The 17,122-nt window shown below is 55.4% G+C and carries 18 protein-coding genes and 1 tRNA gene; 12 read left to right on the forward strand and 7 right to left on the reverse strand.

The window, feature by feature from the left end; translation table 11 throughout:
- Window positions 1–658 precede the first annotated feature (658 nt).
- The 4 genes from PA598K_RS22555 to PA598K_RS22570 form a co-directional block, all read right to left on the reverse strand.
- Window positions 659–1,339, reverse strand: a complete 681-nt coding sequence (locus PA598K_RS22555) for a PspA/IM30 family protein (RefSeq protein WP_128659127.1) — start codon at window positions 1,337–1,339, stop codon at window positions 659–661.
- A 182-nt stretch (window positions 1,340–1,521) separates the two neighbouring features.
- A complete protein-coding gene (locus PA598K_RS22560) occupies window positions 1,522–2,493 on the reverse strand; it encodes an S-layer homology domain-containing protein (protein ID WP_128659202.1) in 972 nt (323 codons plus the stop codon).
- Window positions 2,494–2,613: 120 nt separating this feature from the next.
- Window positions 2,614–2,952 carry a L,D-transpeptidase gene (locus PA598K_RS22565; protein WP_128659128.1) on the reverse strand — a complete coding sequence of 113 codons (339 nt, stop codon included), beginning with the start codon at window positions 2,950–2,952 and terminating at the stop codon, window positions 2,614–2,616.
- A 143-nt stretch (window positions 2,953–3,095) separates the two neighbouring features.
- Window positions 3,096–3,266, reverse strand: a complete 171-nt coding sequence (locus PA598K_RS22570) for a DUF3953 domain-containing protein (RefSeq protein WP_128659129.1) — start codon at window positions 3,264–3,266, stop codon at window positions 3,096–3,098.
- Window positions 3,267–3,477: 211 nt separating this feature from the next.
- On the opposite strand from PA598K_RS22570, the gene PA598K_RS22575 reads away from it, so the two are divergent.
- The 4 genes from PA598K_RS22575 (at window position 3,478) to PA598K_RS22590 (ending at window position 6,028) form a co-directional block, all read left to right on the forward strand.
- Window positions 3,478–3,777 carry a hypothetical protein gene (locus PA598K_RS22575; RefSeq protein ID WP_128659130.1) on the forward strand — a complete coding sequence of 100 codons (300 nt, stop codon included), beginning with the start codon at window positions 3,478–3,480 and terminating at the stop codon, window positions 3,775–3,777.
- A gap of 253 nt (window positions 3,778–4,030) precedes the next feature.
- Window positions 4,031–4,264 carry a WYL domain-containing protein gene (locus PA598K_RS22580; RefSeq protein WP_128659131.1) on the forward strand — a complete coding sequence of 78 codons (234 nt, stop codon included), beginning with the start codon at window positions 4,031–4,033 and terminating at the stop codon, window positions 4,262–4,264.
- Window positions 4,254–5,543 carry a DNA polymerase IV gene (locus tag PA598K_RS22585; RefSeq protein WP_128659132.1) on the forward strand — a complete coding sequence of 430 codons (1,290 nt, stop codon included), beginning with the start codon at window positions 4,254–4,256 and terminating at the stop codon, window positions 5,541–5,543. The genes PA598K_RS22580 and PA598K_RS22585 overlap by 11 nt, the downstream gene beginning before the upstream one ends.
- On the forward strand, window positions 5,540–6,028 hold the full coding sequence (locus PA598K_RS22590) for a hypothetical protein (RefSeq protein WP_128659133.1): 489 nt from the start codon (window positions 5,540–5,542) through the stop codon (window positions 6,026–6,028). Before PA598K_RS22585 ends, PA598K_RS22590 begins: the two co-directional genes overlap by 4 nt.
- Window positions 6,029–6,192: 164 nt before the next feature.
- Here the strand turns inward: PA598K_RS22590 and murB are convergent, their stop codons facing one another.
- Window positions 6,193–7,119: a UDP-N-acetylmuramate dehydrogenase gene (murB, locus tag PA598K_RS22595; protein WP_376739062.1), complete on the reverse strand. Its 927-nt coding sequence runs from the start codon at window positions 7,117–7,119 to the stop codon at window positions 6,193–6,195.
- A 137-nt stretch (window positions 7,120–7,256) separates the two neighbouring features.
- On the opposite strand from murB, the gene PA598K_RS22600 reads away from it, so the two are divergent.
- From PA598K_RS22600 to PA598K_RS36410, 3 genes are all read left to right on the forward strand, one after another.
- Window positions 7,257–7,883: an NAD(P)-dependent oxidoreductase gene (locus tag PA598K_RS22600; RefSeq protein WP_128659134.1), complete on the forward strand. Its 627-nt coding sequence runs from the start codon at window positions 7,257–7,259 to the stop codon at window positions 7,881–7,883.
- Between the two features lie 55 nt (window positions 7,884–7,938).
- Entirely contained in the window at window positions 7,939–8,547 is a 609-nt protein-coding gene (locus PA598K_RS22605) for an isochorismatase family cysteine hydrolase (protein ID WP_260405552.1), read from the forward strand.
- 115 nt (window positions 8,548–8,662) lie between these two features.
- Entirely contained in the window at window positions 8,663–8,815 is a 153-nt protein-coding gene (locus tag PA598K_RS36410; RefSeq protein ID WP_185602174.1) for a hypothetical protein, read from the forward strand.
- 122 nt (window positions 8,816–8,937) lie between these two features.
- Here PA598K_RS36410 and PA598K_RS22610 read toward each other — a convergent pair whose 3' ends face one another.
- Window positions 8,938–9,291 (reverse strand): hypothetical protein, encoded by a 354-nt coding sequence (locus PA598K_RS22610; protein ID WP_128659136.1) that lies wholly within the window; start codon window positions 9,289–9,291, stop codon window positions 8,938–8,940.
- A 197-nt stretch (window positions 9,292–9,488) separates the two neighbouring features.
- Window positions 9,489–9,561 (reverse strand) — tRNA-Val (locus tag PA598K_RS22615).
- Between the two features lie 356 nt (window positions 9,562–9,917).
- On the opposite strand from PA598K_RS22615, the gene PA598K_RS22620 reads away from it, so the two are divergent.
- The 5 genes from PA598K_RS22620 (at window position 9,918) to PA598K_RS22640 (ending at window position 17,075) form a co-directional block, all read left to right on the forward strand.
- Window positions 9,918–11,522, forward strand: a complete 1,605-nt coding sequence (locus tag PA598K_RS22620; RefSeq protein ID WP_128659137.1) for a response regulator transcription factor — start codon at window positions 9,918–9,920, stop codon at window positions 11,520–11,522.
- The gene (locus PA598K_RS22625) at window positions 11,506–13,302 is read left to right on the forward strand and encodes a cache domain-containing sensor histidine kinase (protein WP_128659138.1); all 1,797 of its coding nucleotides are present in this window, start codon (window positions 11,506–11,508) and stop codon (window positions 13,300–13,302) included. The genes PA598K_RS22620 and PA598K_RS22625 overlap by 17 nt, the downstream gene beginning before the upstream one ends.
- 291 nt (window positions 13,303–13,593) lie before the next feature.
- Window positions 13,594–15,216 carry an extracellular solute-binding protein gene (locus tag PA598K_RS22630; RefSeq protein WP_128659139.1) on the forward strand — a complete coding sequence of 541 codons (1,623 nt, stop codon included), beginning with the start codon at window positions 13,594–13,596 and terminating at the stop codon, window positions 15,214–15,216.
- 13 nt (window positions 15,217–15,229) lie between these two features.
- Window positions 15,230–16,180 carry an ABC transporter permease gene (locus tag PA598K_RS22635; protein ID WP_128659140.1) on the forward strand — a complete coding sequence of 317 codons (951 nt, stop codon included), beginning with the start codon at window positions 15,230–15,232 and terminating at the stop codon, window positions 16,178–16,180.
- A gap of 13 nt (window positions 16,181–16,193) precedes the next feature.
- Window positions 16,194–17,075, forward strand: a complete 882-nt coding sequence (locus PA598K_RS22640; protein ID WP_260405553.1) for a carbohydrate ABC transporter permease — start codon at window positions 16,194–16,196, stop codon at window positions 17,073–17,075.
- The last annotated feature ends 47 nt before the right edge of the window (window positions 17,076–17,122 follow it).

The following is a 17,122-nucleotide window of genomic DNA, read 5'->3' on the forward strand; positions in this document are numbered from 1 at the left end:
CGCACAAGTATCGCCGAATCCGCGGGGCGGCTCGGAAATGGGCGAAATATCGCACAAGTATTGCCGAATCCGCGGGTGCGGCTCGGAAATGTGCGAAATATCGCACAAGTATTCCCGAATCCGCGGGTGCGGCTCGGAAATGTGCGAAATATCGCACAAGTATCGCCGAATCTGCGAGTGCGGACTCGGAAATGGGCGAAATATCGCACAAGTATTCCCGAATCCGCGGGTGCGGCTCGGAAATGGGCAGGACGGCCCCCCACGATAACGATATGTCGTCGGGCTGCCGCCGTCTGATGGGCGCCGGCATCTGACTGCCGCGCGTCCCTCTGGACGCCAGATGGTTTGTCGAGTTCTTTCGCTGTTACCCTCGCTGCGAACAACAATCTTTCTACTTCAAAAAACGCCTGCCGGAGCAATGCCGGCAAGGCGTTTTTTTGAAAACAAAATAATTTTATATGCTGTGCGTATCTAAATGACTCTTATTTCTCCGGAATGAAACGCGCTGTGCCGCCGAAGGACGGCGTATGTGTAATCCTAGAGCGATGTGCAGCAGCGGCAGCGCCGCTTGCTATATCCCTGGGTTCATAGGGTTTCGTGGCCCTCGCAAAGTACCTGAGTAGACTCCGAAGCCCAAACCCCACTTTGTGGGGTCCCCTTAGGCGTCCGGCTTTTCGTATTGCTTGAGCAGGGCGGCGAGCTCGTCTTCGACCGCTTGATCCTTGCCGAGTGCGGCGAACTCGTCGTCGAGCGACTTGCTTTTGCTGCTGCCGAGCATCTCGTTGCTCGCTTCGGCTTGCGCCTCCATCTGCAGCATGCGCTCCTCCATCCGCTTCAGGCCGGCGTTTGCCGAGTCGTTGCCGAAGCCGGACATGGCGCGGTTGATTTCCTTTTGCGCCTTGGCGGCGTTGTAACGGGCGACCAGCGTTTCGCGCTTATTTTTCATCTCGGTGAGCTGCTTGCGCATCTCGTCGAGCTTGCCGCGCAGGTTGTCGGCAGCGGCTTTATTTTGATCGTAGCTTGCTTTAAACTCGTTCATCTTCTGTTCGGCAGCATTTTTCTCTTCCAGCGCGCGGCGGGCGAGATCGACATTCTGCGCTTTGGCCGCAGTGTGCGCCTGCTCGGTGCGGCGTTGCACGAGCGCAGCTTGTTCGTCGTATTGCTGCTTGAAGCGCTTCTCCAGGGCGATCTGGGCGGCGACGGCTTTTTCCGCATCCTCCAGATCCGCTTGCATATCTCGGATGTATTGATCCGTCATTTTGATCGGATCCTCGGCTTTCTCGATCAGGGCATAGACATTCGACAGGGTCAGGTCACGCAATCGTTTAAAGATAGACATCAGTCATGCAGCCTCCTCTGAATTGGATCATCCGCGGGCCTCGGACGCCGGCAATCGCTTGATGAACGCGTAGTGTAGGGTTTGTATATTTGTTATACGTAACAACTCGCGTCGCGTTTCAAGCGTATACGAAAAAAAAGCGATCTGCAAGAGATCGCTTGGAGAAAATAGTATATCACGAATTATTGCGATGCTTCGACAGCGGCGTCGCTGCCTCCGAAGCTAGCCAGCTTCTCGACCAGCGCCACCTTGTACTTGCTGTCCACATAGGTCGTCACGCTGACATCGGTCAGCACTTGCGGATACATCATGTCGGGGTCAGGCTCGACCGCTTCGACGAAAACCTCCGCTTCCTGATCGTTGAAGATGATCGAGGCAATGCGGATGCCATAGCCCGGATGCGGCACAGTCGCCGTTACGGTAACCTTCTGGATGTCTGCGTTCACAGCTTCTGTCTTGAACTTCAAGTCATGCAGCGGCGAGGTATAAGGCTCCTCGGGCTGAGGCTCTACAGGCGTCACCGGCTCTGTCGAAGCTACGAATTCGAGCGCGTCATGAAGCCAGCCAGCGGCGTCGCTGCGCGTGATGGCCGCTTTGGGATGGAACTTTTCCTTAGCGTCCAGCTCAGCGAACTTGCTGATCAGCACCTTTTGTACGTTGTTCATGTAAGCGGGATCGACGTCGGCTTCATCCGCCAGCATGATATAGATCTCGATGAAGGCGTAGTCGCCGGTCGTGTACACAGCTTGCATGAGCGCATGCGCGAACTGCTCGCGCGTGATCTCGGCGTTAGGCTTCAAGTCGCGCGGCAGGCCCAGATCGTGGTGGCCGACGATGATAAGGGCATCGGCGTACCAAGCGTTGTTGTTGGCGTTAGGGAAGTAGTCCGTCGCCTCCGGCTTCTTGACGAAGTTGATCCCGTCCAGGTTCAGGTCGAAGCCTTTGACCAGCAGGGATGCGGCGGCTGCGTAGCTCAGCTTGCTCTGGGGCTGGAACTTGCCGTTCTCGCCGCTGATGATGCCTCGTTGCTTCAATTGCTCGATCTTCGCTGCGTTCGGATCGTTGGTCGTATCCGAGAAGGCCCAGACGGACTGGCCGATGCCGAAGACGAGCAGCATCGACATCAATAGGAGCAGCAGGGGTTTCTTTTTCATCATTTTGCTCACCTCGTTGCGTTATTGGAGTTGACAGTTTCTCTCTCTAGTCAATCTTCTAGACGCAAGGCTGCAGCGAAAGGTTGCAGCTTTTTTGGAGGGGCGGGGGATAAGTTCATCTCAGGGGCGGATCGTCACGCGTGTATTAATCGGCACGGTGGCGGCGAGCTCGACGACGTCGTCATTGTACATGCGGATGCAGCCATGCGACACCTCGCGGCCGATCGAGGCGGGATCGTTGGTGCCGTGGATGCCGTAATGCGGTCTGGACAGTCCCATCCAGTAAGCGCCGAATGGACCGCCGGGATTGGGCTGCTTGTTGATGATCTGGTACTCGCCGGTCGGGGTGCGCGTCAGCATCTTGCCGATGGCGACAGGGTAGCCACGCACGACATTGTTGCCATCGAGCAGGTAGAGCTGACGGTCCGACAGATCGACGATGATCCGATAGTTGGCCATAGACCTTCCTCCTCCATCCATAGATAACGCATTGTATGCGGAGGAGGGCGGGTTCCGTCCCGGCGCAACGCGGTGCTGGATAGCCTGTGGACGACAGCTGCCGCTGCGGCGACGCCCAGTTTAGGTGCGTTACAGTCAGTTGCTCATCTTCCGTTCTTCACTTGACGGTAGCGCGCGATGCCGTACAGGATAAGTGCCAGCCCGCCGAGCGACAGCACGACGCCGAGCGTTTTGTTGACGAGCAGGTAGTCGACGACGCCGAACACGAGCGCCATCAAGCCGAGGACAGAGTAGAGCAGGGGATTTTGCTTCATCGTATCGAGCACCTCAATCTATGGGGATATATGAGGTAAGTTTACCACAGTCGGCTTCTGACGAGAAGCTGCGGAGGACAAGCTCGGCGCTGTAAGGCGGCGCAAGATCGGGCGAATATACGCGGGACGCATGTACAGGTCACAATCGCCGACGGCTCATATAATGGGGTAGAAATCCCAAATCCCCTTAGACGAAAGGTGTGAACGACACATGTCCTGCAACATGTCCAATGGTTTCAACCCTAATCAAGTGTCGCCAGCAAGCAACCAAATGTCTCCGATGAACAACCAACTGTCGCCGATCGTGACAGAGCCTACGATGCTGTACAACAACGTCTTCCATCCTCAGGCTCAGCCGATCATCCATCCGGTTGAAGTGATCAATCAGCATCACGTGGTGCCTGTACCGCAGCACTACACAACTTGCTCCGTCAAAGATGTCTGGTGTTCGGGCCGCAGCAGCCGCAATAGCCGCAGCATGCGCAGCAGCCGCAGCAGCAAACGCAGATAACGATAGCTTCGCCAAAGGACCGGAGGCAGCTCCGGTCCTTTGGCATGTCTGCCGCGCAGTCCAACGAAGCTGGCTCGGCCCGCCTCGGACAAGCAGCTCGCCCGCAGATGGGACGAGCTATGCGGCAGCGCCCTTGTGTGCAACGTCCAGTCGTGGGAGGGCTTGTGCGCATCTCCAGATAAAACCTGTGGAATAAGAATGTACGTTCGGCATATAATAAGAACAAACGTTCTTGGATCTGGAGGCGATCGCAATGCCGATCAACCTGACCGTCGGGCGACTGGCGACGATCATCTATCTCGACCGCAGCGGCGTCGTCACGCAGCGGCTCATCGAGGTGCGGGCAGTCTCTGGCGGACGGGTGCGGGCCTATTGCCATACTGCGCGGGCGCCGCGCGTCTTCCTGCTGGAGAGCATCCTCGCGGCCCGCCCGGCCGAGCGCCCGCAGACAGCACAGCGAGCCAGAGGGAGCGGTTATGCCGGATAGGCAGGAGGTGATTTTTTTGGACTACGGCAATCGTTCCATTTTGTTGGTCGACGGGCAATCCTTTTATGCATCGATCGAGAAGTCGGCTTATCCCGGATTACAAAACAAGCCTGTTGCTGTCGGCGATCCCGAACGCCAGTCCGGCATTATCCTGGCGGCATGCCCGGTGGCCAAGGCACATGGCGTAACGACGGCCAGTAGAGTAGGGGAGGCGTTGGCATTATGTAGAGACCTGGTTGTCATTCGGCCACGAATGCAGCGCTACATTAGCACCTCTCTGTTGATCACCAAAATTTGCGAATCTTTTACAGAGCTTGTGGAGCCTTACTCTATCGATGAACAGTTCCTGGATGTAACGGGATCAACGGGCTTATACGGCTCGGCCGAAGAGATCGCGCGTCGGATCCAGCATCATGTGCAGCTTTCGACCGGCGTCCCGACGAGGGTAGGCATCGGGCCTACCAAGGTGCTGGCCAAAACCGCCACGGAAAACTTCGCCAAAAAATGTCCCGGGGGCATCTTTCGCCTGGATCAGCACAATATTGAACGTGAGTTGTGGCCGTTGCCGATCCATAAGATGTTCATGGTCGCTTCGCGCATGACCGCCAGGTTTACGTTGTATGGCTTGCGAACGATTGGCGATGTGGCCAGACTGGAGCTGCCTGTGTTCCAAAAAATGATGCGGCGGATGATGGGCAAGCAATCCGACATTCAAGCGGAATATTATTGGAAAATCGCCAACGGCATCGATCCCAGCCCCGTCGTGCCGTCGATCGCCACGCCGCTTCAATCTGTCAGTCACGGCAAAGCGCTAAGAGCGTCCCTTTACCGTCGGCGGGAGGATATCGAGGTGGTGATGCTGGAGCTGGCCGTCGAGGTCGGCAGGAGGGCCCGCAGGCTTGGCTATCAGGGACGCGTCATATCGCTTGGCGTGAGCGAGTCGGATGGCGCAAGGGCGGGCGGGTTTCATCGACAATTGACGCTGCCGCGCCCGACATCGCTGACCCATGATTTGATACAAGCGGTGCTGCAGCTGTTCCATACCCATTGGCAGGGAATGCCGGTCAGTCGGATCACGATTTCGCTCAATCAACTGTCCAGCGATGACGTTCAGCAGCTGGATCTGTTTGAAGACCGAGCCAAGCAATTTGATCTGGAGCTCGTGACGGATGAGATTAAACATCGTTTTGGAGATATTGCCATTATGCGAGCCTCCTCCTTGCTGCAAGCCGGGGTGGCTCGTGAGCGAGCCGAGCAAATAGGAGGCCATTACAAGTGAGCAAACTCGACGGGAATGAACGCTGGAAAACCAAGATGCTGCTAACCGAACATAAAGAACAGTACACGAGACGGCATCAACCCCAACTGAGCGGGATGCCTTCGAGCGATGAGCTGACGATGATTCGAGATGGCGTCGTATTGCCGCACATCCTCTCTATGCTCCATCATGGCATTGAGCAGGTGAAGGGATCCAATCTCGTACTAAAGGAGCTTCACGCGCGTTGTCTGGAGATCATCGTATTCGCGGTGACGAAGGACCATTATGCGCTGAAGAAGAAGCTGGCGGGCAGAAACATCAGAATCGCAAACAAAGAAACGGACGATGACATTTTTTATTACAACTATGTATGCCGGGGCTACGAAAGTCGCTTTGGCATCACAAGAGAAGTGCTGCGCTCAGAGATTGGACAACGACTGGCTAAATATACGAATGAATTAAAAAGTATGATGAAAGAAAAGCAGAAGGAGCAGGAAAAGGAGTAATCGGTACCGCTCGACGAACGCCTGCGGCTCGGCGCAGTCGCCGAGCACAAAAAACAACCCTGGGCGCAATCGCCCGAGTACAAAAAACAGCCTGGGCGCAGATCGCCCGGGTACAAAAAACAGCCCGGGAATGGCGAGGGAGCCGCCGTTCCCGGGCTTTGACTTTATGGAGCCGATGGCTCGGAGTCGCCGATGATTTTGACCTCTGTCTCTAGCTCGACGCCAAATCGCGCCTTCACGGCTTGCTTGACATGATCGATCAGCGCCAGATAGTCGGTCGAGGTGGCCCGGTCGATATTGACCATAAAGCCGGCATGCTTGGTCGATACTTCCGCCCCGCCGATCCGGGTGCCCTGCAGCCCGCTGTCTGCGATCAGCTTGCCGGCAAACAGCCCGGGCGGTCGCTTGAACACGCTGCCGCAGGATGGGTATTCGAGCGGTTGTTTGTCCTCGCGCAGGAAGGTGAAGTGGTCCATCTTGCCCTGGATGTCGCACAGCTCGCCTGCCTCGAGTCGGAATTCCGCCTCCAGCACAATATAACCGGCCCGTTCAAACACGCTGGAGCGATAACCAAACTCGAACTGTGGCGCGTATAGCTCCAGCAAGTCGCCTGCGCGAGTTAGCACCAAGGCTCTGGCGAGGACAAAGGAGATCTCGCCGCCATAAGCGCCGGCATTCATCATCAGGGCGCCTCCGACGCTGCCGGGGATGCCACAGGCAAATTCCAGACCGGAGAGGCAATAATCTCGCGCGGTTCGCGAAACCTCAATCAGGCTGGCGCCGCTCCCAGCGATAATAATATCGTCATTGACGGTAATCTGATCGAGCAGATTCAGATTCATGACGACGCCCCGGATGCCGCTGTCGCGAATAATGACATTGGTGCCAAAGCCGAGCACGGTCAGCGGAATGGCATGCTCCGCGCAACAACGCGCCACCGCCTGCGCCTCCTCATGGGTTGCGGGCTGGACGTACAGATCGGTGACGCCTCCAGTCTGGATAAAGGTATGCTCCGCCAGTACAACGGACGGTTTCATCTGCAAAGTTGGACAAATCGCTTGGATGTTCTGAATACATGTATCGTAATTCAGGGTAGGAACCCCCTTATCATGCTTTGTTGATGGCTCTTGCTGTAGCTATTATATTATAAGAGAACACAAAAATGAATGTTCATCAGACGATGAACAATTTCAACCCTCGCGGCTACCCGCTTTAGGAGGTTTTTCGTATGAAAGTGTTGATCCTTGGGGCGACCGGCCGAGTCGGGAGCCACATCGTCTCCCATGCTCTTCATGATGGCCATCAGGTGACCGCGCTCGTCCGCTCGCCGGAGAAGATGCAGCGTTTTGAACCGCATGAACGTCTGACCCTTCTGCACGGTAACGTTCTGGAGAAAGAAGATCTCACCCGAGCGATATACGGCAATGATGTCGTCATCAGCGCCTTAAACACAGACGGTACAACGACGCTGTCGGAAAGCATGCCTCTCATCATAGAAGCGATGGATCGCGAAGGGATCGAACGGATCATCATCGTAGGGACGGCCGGTATTCTACAAAGCAGAATCTCTCCGGAGCTGCTGCGTTATCAATCCAGCGAATCCATGCGCAGATCGACGCGCGCGGCAGAGGAGCATCATCAAGTATATCATTTGTTAGGGCAAACGTCTCTTCAATGGACGATCGTGTGCCCTACGGCCTTGAAGGATGGAGAACGTACGGGGAGCTATCGGGTGGAACGGGACTACCTGCCGGAAGGCGGCAGTGTCATCTCGGTGCCGGATACGGCGGAATTTACTTATCGTCAGCTACAAACCAGCAATTTCATTGCTTCACGAGTAGGAATTGCATATTAACGAAAGGATGATGCAGATGTCGAGATATACTGACCCTAATTGGGGTCGAAGTGCATTGATTACAATTGATACGCAAAACGACTTTTCTTTGTCAGGCTCGAAAGCCGAGGTAGCAGGAACGCCAGACATCTTGCCGACAATGAAGGAACTTGTACAAGCCTATCGTCAAGCACAACAGCCCATTATTCATGTCATTCGTCTATATAAAGAAGATGGCAGCAACGTGGATATATGTCGCAGGGAAGCCATTGAAGAAGGGAATACATTGGTTTTGCCGGGTAGCGATGGGGCGGAGCTCGTCGACGAACTAAAGCCTTCAGAGCGCTCGCGGCTGGACGATCAGTTGCTCCTTGACGGATTTTTTCAGCAGTTAGGCGAGCACGATTGGGCGATGTATAAGCCTCGATGGGGAGCCTTTTACCAAACGCGTCTTGAGGAGTTTCTCATTGAGCGGAAGATCGATACGTTGATTTTTGCAGGGTGCAACTTTCCAAACTGTCCGCGAACGAGCATGTATGAGGCCAGCGAACGGGACTTTAGAGTGGTGATGACCGAGGATGCAATATCCGGCGTGTACGACAAGGGAATGGAAGAGATGAAAAACATCGGCGTGTCCATCTTAAGCTCAAAAGAGATCATCAAACAAATCAATCTTGCACAGTAACAATAAAAACAGCCTGGCCGCCTAATTTAGGCGAATGCGCAGGGCCAAACACCCAACCCAAACGTCGATTTGGTCATATGTTATGGTGTACCTCAAATTAAAGGAGGAATCACCCATGAATGTAGTAGGCGGATACGGCGGTGGCGGTTGTGTCGGCGGCGTAGGCGGCTATGGCGGTTGCGGCGCAGGCGGACCGTTCACGTCCACGGGGGCAATCCTGGTATTGTTCATCCTGCTTGTTATCATCGCACGCGCTTGGATCTTATAGGATGAATCCTCGCCAGGCTCCCACAGGTCCCTGCCGATAAAGCAATCCCCCCGCAGCTTAGCTGCGGGGGGTTATGCGTGTTTTGATACTTAATTCGAAAAGAACAGTTCATTAACAAATGATCACTTTAATCTTTCGAAAATATGTTTGCTTATTTCTTCCGGATTTTCAACACCAATGATCAACTTTGATATTTTGAACTTGCCAACTTGAAAGCTATTCAAATCTAAATGAAGCGTTTCGAGCTCATTTTCAAAAAAGTGCAGTTGATAACCGCCAAAGGATAGAAATAACCCACTTCTCTTTTCTCCCATTAAAGCACCATGTAGTTTAAAAGCATTGGGAATCGGTCTACCTGTTTTTACTCCCTTAATTGAAGCGTATGGAATTTGCAATCCTTCATCTAATTTTAAAAAGGGAGGGTTTCCAAGGTCGATATTTATGTAGGTTTCCATGAGTTCAATTTTACGGTTCATATTGTGATTCCCTCATTTCAAATCATCTATTTATTTCACAAGCCATAATTACATAATCTACAACAGGACACAGCGGAAGATTCATCCACACCAAATCCGCACCAGAAATATTAATTCGTCTAAAACAAGGTGTTGGGGAGGATAAAGAAAAAACCGCGAGCCCAGTAATACCAAGGCTTCGCGGCTTCTCTTATGTATGATCTGTAGTGGGCTCGAACCACTGACCCCCACCCTGTCAAGATGGTGCTCTCCCAGCTGAGCTAACAGATCGTGTCGGGGACAAGTAATAATATATCAAGTTTCGAAGCCGCCGTCAACACTTTTCCAAAATTTTTTTAAAAAAAGTTTTTTACTTCAGATCAGCCTCCCCGACAGCACCTCGACAGCGCGACAGGAGGGGCGCTGTCGGGGAGGGCGATTAACCCCGTTAATGTCTTGCTGGACGAATAGGAATCTCGTATACTTGAAAGAAAACGCTTACTTCTATTTTGCGACATATTTAAGTCAGATTAATTGCCATTCTATTATGATATACTTTTGTTCATAGCAGGGATACGGAGTTTTTTGCCTGGTTGTGTGCAATTAGTTAACATGAATACATCAGTGACAAGACAGGGGCGAACGCGATGTATCGAGTAATGATTGCCGAGGATGAGATTCTGGTCCGCATCGGCGTGAAAAATCTGATCCCGTGGGAAAAATACGGCATGTCTGTAATCGCTGACGTCGGTAACGGTCAAGAGGCTTGGGACGTTTACGAAAAGGAACGGCCGGAGCTGATCATCACGGATATTAAAATGCCCGTGATGGATGGGATGGAGCTGATCCGGCGCATTCGGGAACACAACTCGTCGGCAGCAATCGTCATTTTGACCTGTCTGAGCGATTTTGAGATGGCGCGCAATGCGCTGTCGCTCGGCGTGGACGAATATATCCTGAAGCTGACGATGACCCCGGAGGATATGGAACGGGTCGTCGGCAAGATGGCCGACAAGCTGAAGGCGCAAGCTCCTGCACTATCTTCCTATCACCCTGGAGGCGGGGCGGAGGTGCGATGGGACAACCTGAGAGACTCGCTGGCGAGCGAAACGACCACGATCGAGGAGTGCGTGCTGCGGCTCGGGGGACGCAGCGGCGACGGTCTCCGGCTGTGCATCGTCGAGGTCGACCGGTATGCGTCGCTCAAGACGCGATTCGGCGACGAGCAGGGCCATCTGACCGGGATGAACATGTCCGGCGTGCTGCAGCATGTGGCTGCCGCCTATCCCTATATCTCCATCGTCTATACGCAGCAGCAGCAAGCGCTCCTGATGATTCGCACGCCGGGGGACGGAGGGAGCGAGCAGGCGGACGCTGCGACCGAGCCATTCCTGCTCCATCTGGGACAAGCCGTCTCCCGCTACTTCAATACGACGGTAAGCGTTGGCCTGAGCCGGACGGGAGCTGGAGCGGCGCCGGTCAAGGCACTATATGAGGAGTGCCGACAGTCGCTTGACATGAAATATGTGTGCGGCGACGGTACGCAGTGGCGATATGACGAGCATATCAAGGAGAGGCTCGTCGAGCGCTCCGAACAATGGTGCACGGAGATCGAGTCGAGCTGGAGCCGGCTGGAGGCCTCGATACGGGACAGTATGCTCCAGCAGCTGACGTCGTTTAGGCTGGAGGGCAAGTACGGGGTGCGGGACTGGTCGGACTTCCTGGTCCGGGCGCTGCGTGCGCCGATCGGGCAGTCCAGGCTGCCGAGCGAGCAGGTCTGGAAGCTGTTGGAGGAGACGTCGTCGCACATCCGTGCCGCGAGGACGCTGCAGGAGGCGATAGCGCGTGTGACGGACTATCTGGATACGCTGCTTCGTGCAGGGGCGGAGCAAGCGCAATACAGTCCAGAGGTGGCGGCGGGGATTCGCTACATCCAGCAGCACTACAGGAAGGGCGTTACGCTGAGGCAGTTGGCCCGGCATGTCAACCTCAGCTCCAATTATTACAGCATGCTGTTCAAGCGCGAAACCCGCTATAGTCCGATCGACTATCTGATCCAATACCGGATGGAGATCGCCAAAGGCCTGCTGCGACAAAGCGAGCATACGATCAGCGAGGTGGCGGATCAGGTCGGCATTCATGATTACAGCTATTTCAGCCGGATATTCAAAAAGATAACGGGAGTCAGCCCGCGATGGTTCCGGCTTCAGCCAGAGCGAATGGAGGATTGCCCGAGTGAATACGAGTCTTAGACGCCAGCTGAGTCTCATTTTTTTGGCCATCACCTCGCTCATCCTGCTCCTTAGTTCCATATTCGTCTACCTGCAAGTGATGGACATCCTGCAATCGCGTTCGGAGCAGTCCACCATCCAACTGTTCCGTCAGGTCGAGCGCGGCCTCGCGACGTTCCGCAATGAGGCGGAGCAGGTCGCCTACCAAGTGCAGATGGCCCCGCTGCTGCGCGAGGTGCTGGAACAGAAGGGCACCCACGTTCAGCATCTTTTTTTGACGCTGGATCTGCGCGAGCTGTTCAAGCAGACGATGGCGCAGTACCGCTACTTCGACTCGATCTATCTATTCACAGAGGACGGGGAGGTAGTCGGAGCGAGCGGTACTCGGAGTTACAGCCTCGCCACAGGCAAGGACCATCCCTTCTACCAGACGGCGCTGTACCAGCGCGAAAAAAATCCCTTCTCCCGATCCTACTGGTACGGCGGTCAACAGTCGGCCGATTTTATGGAGCGCTCGGAGGCGGCCGCCCGCGATCATGCCCGGGATCTGCTCACCTTCGTTCGCTACATCGCGATGCCAACCAACCCTGAGCGCAGCGCGATGCTAATCTTTAACATTAAGGAAAGGGAATTGGCAGCGATCTATCAGGACTCGTATGACGGGCCGGATATCCACACCTATCTGGTCGATCGGGAAGGCATGATTATCAGCGCGACCGACAAGCAGACGCTGGGCCAGGCGAGCGATGCGAGGGTCGCTGCTACGAGCGGCTATGGCAGCTACACCGAGTGGGGGGAGCGGGCCCGACAGGTCGTGCACTATGAGCTGGCCAACAAGGAGTGGAGGCTGGTCCGCGAGATCCCGCTCAAGCTGTTTAATCGCGATGTGATGCGCCTGCGCGAGATTCTGATCCTGATCACCGTCATCAGCCTGACGCTGGTCGTCTTGCTCACCTTCTACGGGGTGAGGCGAATCCTGCTGCCGCTGCAGGAGCTGACTGCTAAGATGAAGCGGCTCCAGCACGGCGACCTCGGGGTGCTGGTCGATCCGCAGCCGCAAAATGAAATTGGCCTGCTAGGCATGCAGTTCAACCGGATGTCGCAGAGCATCCGCGATCTGATCGACCGCAACGAAGAGACCGAGCACAAAAAGCGGGAGGTCGAGGTGAAGGTGCTGCAGGCCCAGATTACGCCGCATTTCCTGCACAATACGCTGAACAGCATCAAATGGATTGCGCTCGTCAGCAACGCGCGTCATATCGCGGACGGCATCGCTTCGCTCGGCGGCATGCTCCATCTGTTCTACCGGGATACAGCGCTGTTCGGCACGGTGCGGGACGAGCTGGCTTATATCCAGCATTATGTCAAGCTGATGAATATGCGCTATGGCGAAGGGATCACGCTGCGCCAGATCGTACCGGAGACACTGGCGGATGCGGCGGTGCTCAAGCTTAGCGTCCAGCCCCTCGTCGAAAACGCGATTTTGCACGGCTTCGAGAACAAGCATTACAGAGGGACGATCACGATCACGGTGCGGGAGGAAGGGGAGCTGCTGCTCATCGAGGTGGCGGATGACGGCTCGGGGATGTCCGTGGAGCAGTTGGAGAGGCTCCGCAGCCGTCTGAGCGCAGGCCGCGAGGATCGGCCGCCCGGCGAGTCGATCGGTCTGAGCAACACCCATTACCGGCTGCAGCTCCATTATGGTCAGCGATACGGCGTGTCTATCGCCAGCGGGCCGGAGCAGGGGACAGCGGTCGTTCTGCGCATGCCCAAGAGCAGCCTGGACGATCAGGCGATGTAGTCAGGAGAGCTGACGATAGACGGAAACCATGCTCTTTTGTCAGGCTGTTGAAAAACGCCGTATGAGGCTATCTTTTTCAACAGTCTGTTTTTTGTACCCATCTTCGCACCCAAACTAGCACCATCTTACGAGGAATCGTAACATAGTCCTACTCTGGCGGCGGGCGGCGACGATTGCATAAGATAGTGACAGTCTGCGAGAAGATCGTCAATGTACGCGACGCTAACCCGAAATCTATAATGAAACCAGCCAAATATTCGCGTTGGACAACCATGGGAGGGCAGATGCCAGATGAAAAAAAGAGCAAAAAGAATGACAGTGCAAACGGCGATGCTGGTGGCGCTCTGTGTAGCGGCTGCGGCATGTACGAACGGAGGCGGCAACCTGGCAGAGCCGTCCACTGGCGAAGGCAATACGGCGGCTGGCCAGGAGCGCAAGCAGATCAGCATGTTCATGGGCGATTCGGGACTTCCGTATCCTGATGGCATCGACCCGGCAGACAATCCGTACATCCGTCTCGTGGAGGACTACGCCAATGTCGATCTGAGCATGGAGGTGCCGTCGGCCCAGGATATCCAGACCAAGTTCAACCTGATGATGTCCTCAGCCAAGCTGCCGGATGTCGTCCATACGTGGTTCTCTGAAGAAGCGGAGCGTAATGCGGACAACGGCGCTTTCATCGATCTCAAGTCGTATTACGACAACTCGCCTGTCGTGCAGAGGTGGGTGACGCCGGAGATGATGGAGCTGGCCAAGTCCAAGAGCGGCCATTACTACCGGATCCCGATGCCGGCAGTCGCAGCCCCGCAGGGCAAGGGCGTCATCGCCCGCTACGATCTGGTGATGAAGTACAACGACGGACAGTGGCCTGCGACCGTGGACGAGTGGCTGAGCCTGCTGCGCAAGATCAAGCAAGCCGAGCCGGAGTCGGTGCTGATGTCCAGCTATGTCGAGGGCGATATCGGTCTGACCTTTACCTTCCTGCCTTTCTTCTATTGGCATGGCGCGCTGCCGTACACGAACCGCGTACAGGACGGCGAGGTGGTCAGCACCTTTACCTTGCCGGAGTACAAGGCGACCGTGGAGATCATGAAGCAGCTGTATGACGAAGGCATCCTCGACAAGGAGTTCGCGACCAACGACCAGGCAAAGTACGGCGCCAACTTCCAGAAAAACATGCTGTTCATGGTGAACAGCGCCAATCAATACATCCCGAACAACAGTCCGAAATTCCCGTCCCCCGAGGCGGAATGGCAATTTGCGCCGGCGCTTGCTTCGTACCCGGCCGCGCTGAAGGACAGCAAGTATGCGCAGACGAAGCAACAGCTGCCGATCACGGCGCATGGACTGTACATCTCCAGTCAGTCCAAGGACCCGGATCGGGCATGGAAGGTGATCGAGGGCTTCGCGTCGCAGGAGCTGTATGATGCGATCTTCTGGGGCAAGGAGGGCGAGGATTACGACGTCGTCGATGGTAGCAAGCTGCCGATCGAAGGCCAGGGACTGGCCAACCCGGACAAGTATTACTCGCTGCATCTCGCCTTGCTCTTCGGATTTGACCAGCGCAAGGAAGCCAGCATCGCTGCGGCCTCGCAAGTGCTGGCGCCGGAGGAGCTGCAGCGCAGGCTGGACGGACTGGCGGCGCTCGACCAGGAAGCGGCGGCCAATGGCATGGATCTGACGAGCTTCCTGGAGCCGTCCGACGAAGCGCTGCTGAAGACGCCGGAGGCCAACAAGTTTATCACACAGACGACGGTAGAGGCCATTATGGGCGCGATTACGATGGAGCAATTCGATGAGAAGGTGAACGAATTCAAGAGCAAATACGGCTTTATCCAGGATGAGATGACGCAATTCGTGCAGGAGAACAAGGACCGGCTAAGAGCGCTTGGGGTCAAAGAAATCGATTGGTAGAAAGGAGACGGCCATGCATGCATCTAAGATTGGCGGGGCCAGCACTGGCAAGCCCCGCCGCCGCAAGCGGCGGGGCTCCTACAAGACGCAGTTTGCGCTTTACACCCTGATTGCGCCCGTCTTGCTGCTCATCTTTATTTTCAACTACATTCCGATGTACGGCATTCTGATCTCGTTCCAGGACTTCTCGCCCTTTCGCGGGGTAGGGGACAGCCCGTGGGTCGGCTTCAAGCATATTGCGTACTTCCTGAGCGACGAGGCGTTCTGGCAGGTGATGCGCAATACATTGATTATCAACTTCTATGATCTGCTGTTCGGCTTTACCGCTCCGATCGTCTTCGCGCTGCTGGCCAACGAGCTGATCGGCTCGCGGATCAAGCGACTGGTGCAGACGATTTCGTATTTGCCGCATTTCCTCTCCTGGATCGTCGTCTCGGGCTTCTTTTACCAGATGCTGTCGCCGACCGAGGGGATCGTCAATGCCGTGCTTGGCTGGTTCCAGATCGAGCCGCAATACTTCATGGTCAACAAGGAGTGGTTCCGCGCCATCCTCGTATCCTCCGGTATCTGGAAGGAGGTCGGGTGGTCGGCGATCCTGTACTTTGCAGTCATTGCCGGCATCGACTCCAGCCTGTACGAAGCGACGATGATCGATGGCGCAGGCCGCTTCCGGCAGATGCTGCACGTGACGTTGCCGGGGATGCTGCCGATGATCATCCTGCTGCTCCTGTTGAAGCTGTCGACGATCTTCGCGATCGGCTTCGAGCGGATCTTCGTCATGCAAAATCCGCTCGTGCTCGACGTCTCGGATGTGATCAGCACCTATGTGTACCGTGTCGGATTGTTAGGGTCGCAGTACAGTCTGACGACCGCGATCGGCTTCATCCAGAGCATCCTCGGGTTCGTGCTGCTGGTGTCGGCCAACCGGCTGTCCAAACGACTGGTCGGCATGGGACTCTATTAGGGGGGGTGACACCTTGATCTACAGATCGACCTCAAGGAAGATATTCGAGCTATGCAATGCCCTTTTTTTCATTAGCTTCAGCCTGACGATCATCGTGCCGTTCGTCAATGCGATCGCAATCTCGCTGAGCAGCTTCGACGAGGTGTTCGCGGGCAGCGTCGGCTTGTGGCCGAGAGGCTTTAACCTCGATGCGTACTACCAGCTTGCGTACAGCAAGCAGTTCATCCGCTCGTTCGTCAATACAGTCGTGCTGACAGCCGTCAATACGTCGCTCGTCATCGTCCTGTCGATGGCGGCGGGTTATGTGCTGGCGCACAAAAATTTGCATGGCCGCCGCTTCCTTTTCTTGTTTTTGATCGTGCCGATGTACTTCAGCGGCGGCCTTGTTCCGTTCTATCTGCTGGTCAATACGCTTGGCATGAACAATACGTACTGGGCGCTTATCCTGCCGTCGGTCATCAATATTTTTTACATTATCGTCTTCCGCAACCAGATCATGCAGCTTCCGCAGGAGCTGATGGAATCGGCGGAGATCGACGGGGCAAGCGAGCTGCGCATCCTGACGAACATTATCCTGCCGCTGGTGATGCCGATGGCGATGGCTTTTGTCGTATTCAGCGCGGTCGCTTACTGGAATGAATGGTTCAACGTTCTGATCTTCATCCGCGACAAGACGATGTGGACGTTGCAGTTCCAACTGCGCGACATTCTCAGCAATGCGCGGCTGGTCGATACCCAGACCAATCAGGCGATGGTCAAGGACGGCTTCCAGGTCGATCCGCAGAACCTGAAGATGGCGGCCCTGATGCTGACGGTGCTGCCGATCATCATCGTCTATCCGTTTGTGCAGAAATATTTTATCCATGGTCAATTGGTCGGCGCGGTCAAAGGCTAGCTTCATAGATACACGGTGATTCCAACCTTCGGTTAAGGAGCGTGTAG

It is taken from the genome of Paenibacillus sp. 598K (genome assembly GCF_003851045.1).
Classification (GTDB): domain Bacteria; phylum Bacillota; class Bacilli; order Paenibacillales; family Paenibacillaceae; genus Paenibacillus_D.

What these genes read in the sequence shown, in the direction of transcription:
- PA598K_RS22555 (WP_128659127.1), bottom strand. Translation starts at nt 1,339, where the DNA reads ATGTCTATCTTTAAACGATTGCGTGACCTGACCCTGTCGAATGTCTAT.
- PA598K_RS22560 (WP_128659202.1), bottom strand. Translation starts at nt 2,493, where the DNA reads ATGAAAAAGAAACCCCTGCTGCTCCTATTGATGTCGATGCTGCTCGTC.
- PA598K_RS22565 (WP_128659128.1), bottom strand. Translation starts at nt 2,952, where the DNA reads ATGGCCAACTATCGGATCATCGTCGATCTGTCGGACCGTCAGCTCTAC.
- PA598K_RS22570 (WP_128659129.1), bottom strand. Translation starts at nt 3,266, where the DNA reads ATGAAGCAAAATCCCCTGCTCTACTCTGTCCTCGGCTTGATGGCGCTC.
- PA598K_RS22575 (WP_128659130.1), top strand. Translation starts at nt 3,478, where the DNA reads ATGTCCTGCAACATGTCCAATGGTTTCAACCCTAATCAAGTGTCGCCA.
- PA598K_RS22580 (WP_128659131.1), top strand. Translation starts at nt 4,031, where the DNA reads ATGCCGATCAACCTGACCGTCGGGCGACTGGCGACGATCATCTATCTC.
- PA598K_RS22585 (WP_128659132.1), top strand. Translation starts at nt 4,254, where the DNA reads ATGCCGGATAGGCAGGAGGTGATTTTTTTGGACTACGGCAATCGTTCC.
- PA598K_RS22600 (WP_128659134.1), top strand. Translation starts at nt 7,257, where the DNA reads ATGAAAGTGTTGATCCTTGGGGCGACCGGCCGAGTCGGGAGCCACATC.
- PA598K_RS36410 (WP_185602174.1), top strand. Translation starts at nt 8,663, where the DNA reads ATGAATGTAGTAGGCGGATACGGCGGTGGCGGTTGTGTCGGCGGCGTA.
- PA598K_RS22610 (WP_128659136.1), bottom strand. Translation starts at nt 9,291, where the DNA reads ATGAACCGTAAAATTGAACTCATGGAAACCTACATAAATATCGACCTT.
- PA598K_RS22620 (WP_128659137.1), top strand. Translation starts at nt 9,918, where the DNA reads ATGTATCGAGTAATGATTGCCGAGGATGAGATTCTGGTCCGCATCGGC.
- PA598K_RS22630 (WP_128659139.1), top strand. Translation starts at nt 13,594, where the DNA reads ATGAAAAAAAGAGCAAAAAGAATGACAGTGCAAACGGCGATGCTGGTG.
- PA598K_RS22635 (WP_128659140.1), top strand. Translation starts at nt 15,230, where the DNA reads ATGCATGCATCTAAGATTGGCGGGGCCAGCACTGGCAAGCCCCGCCGC.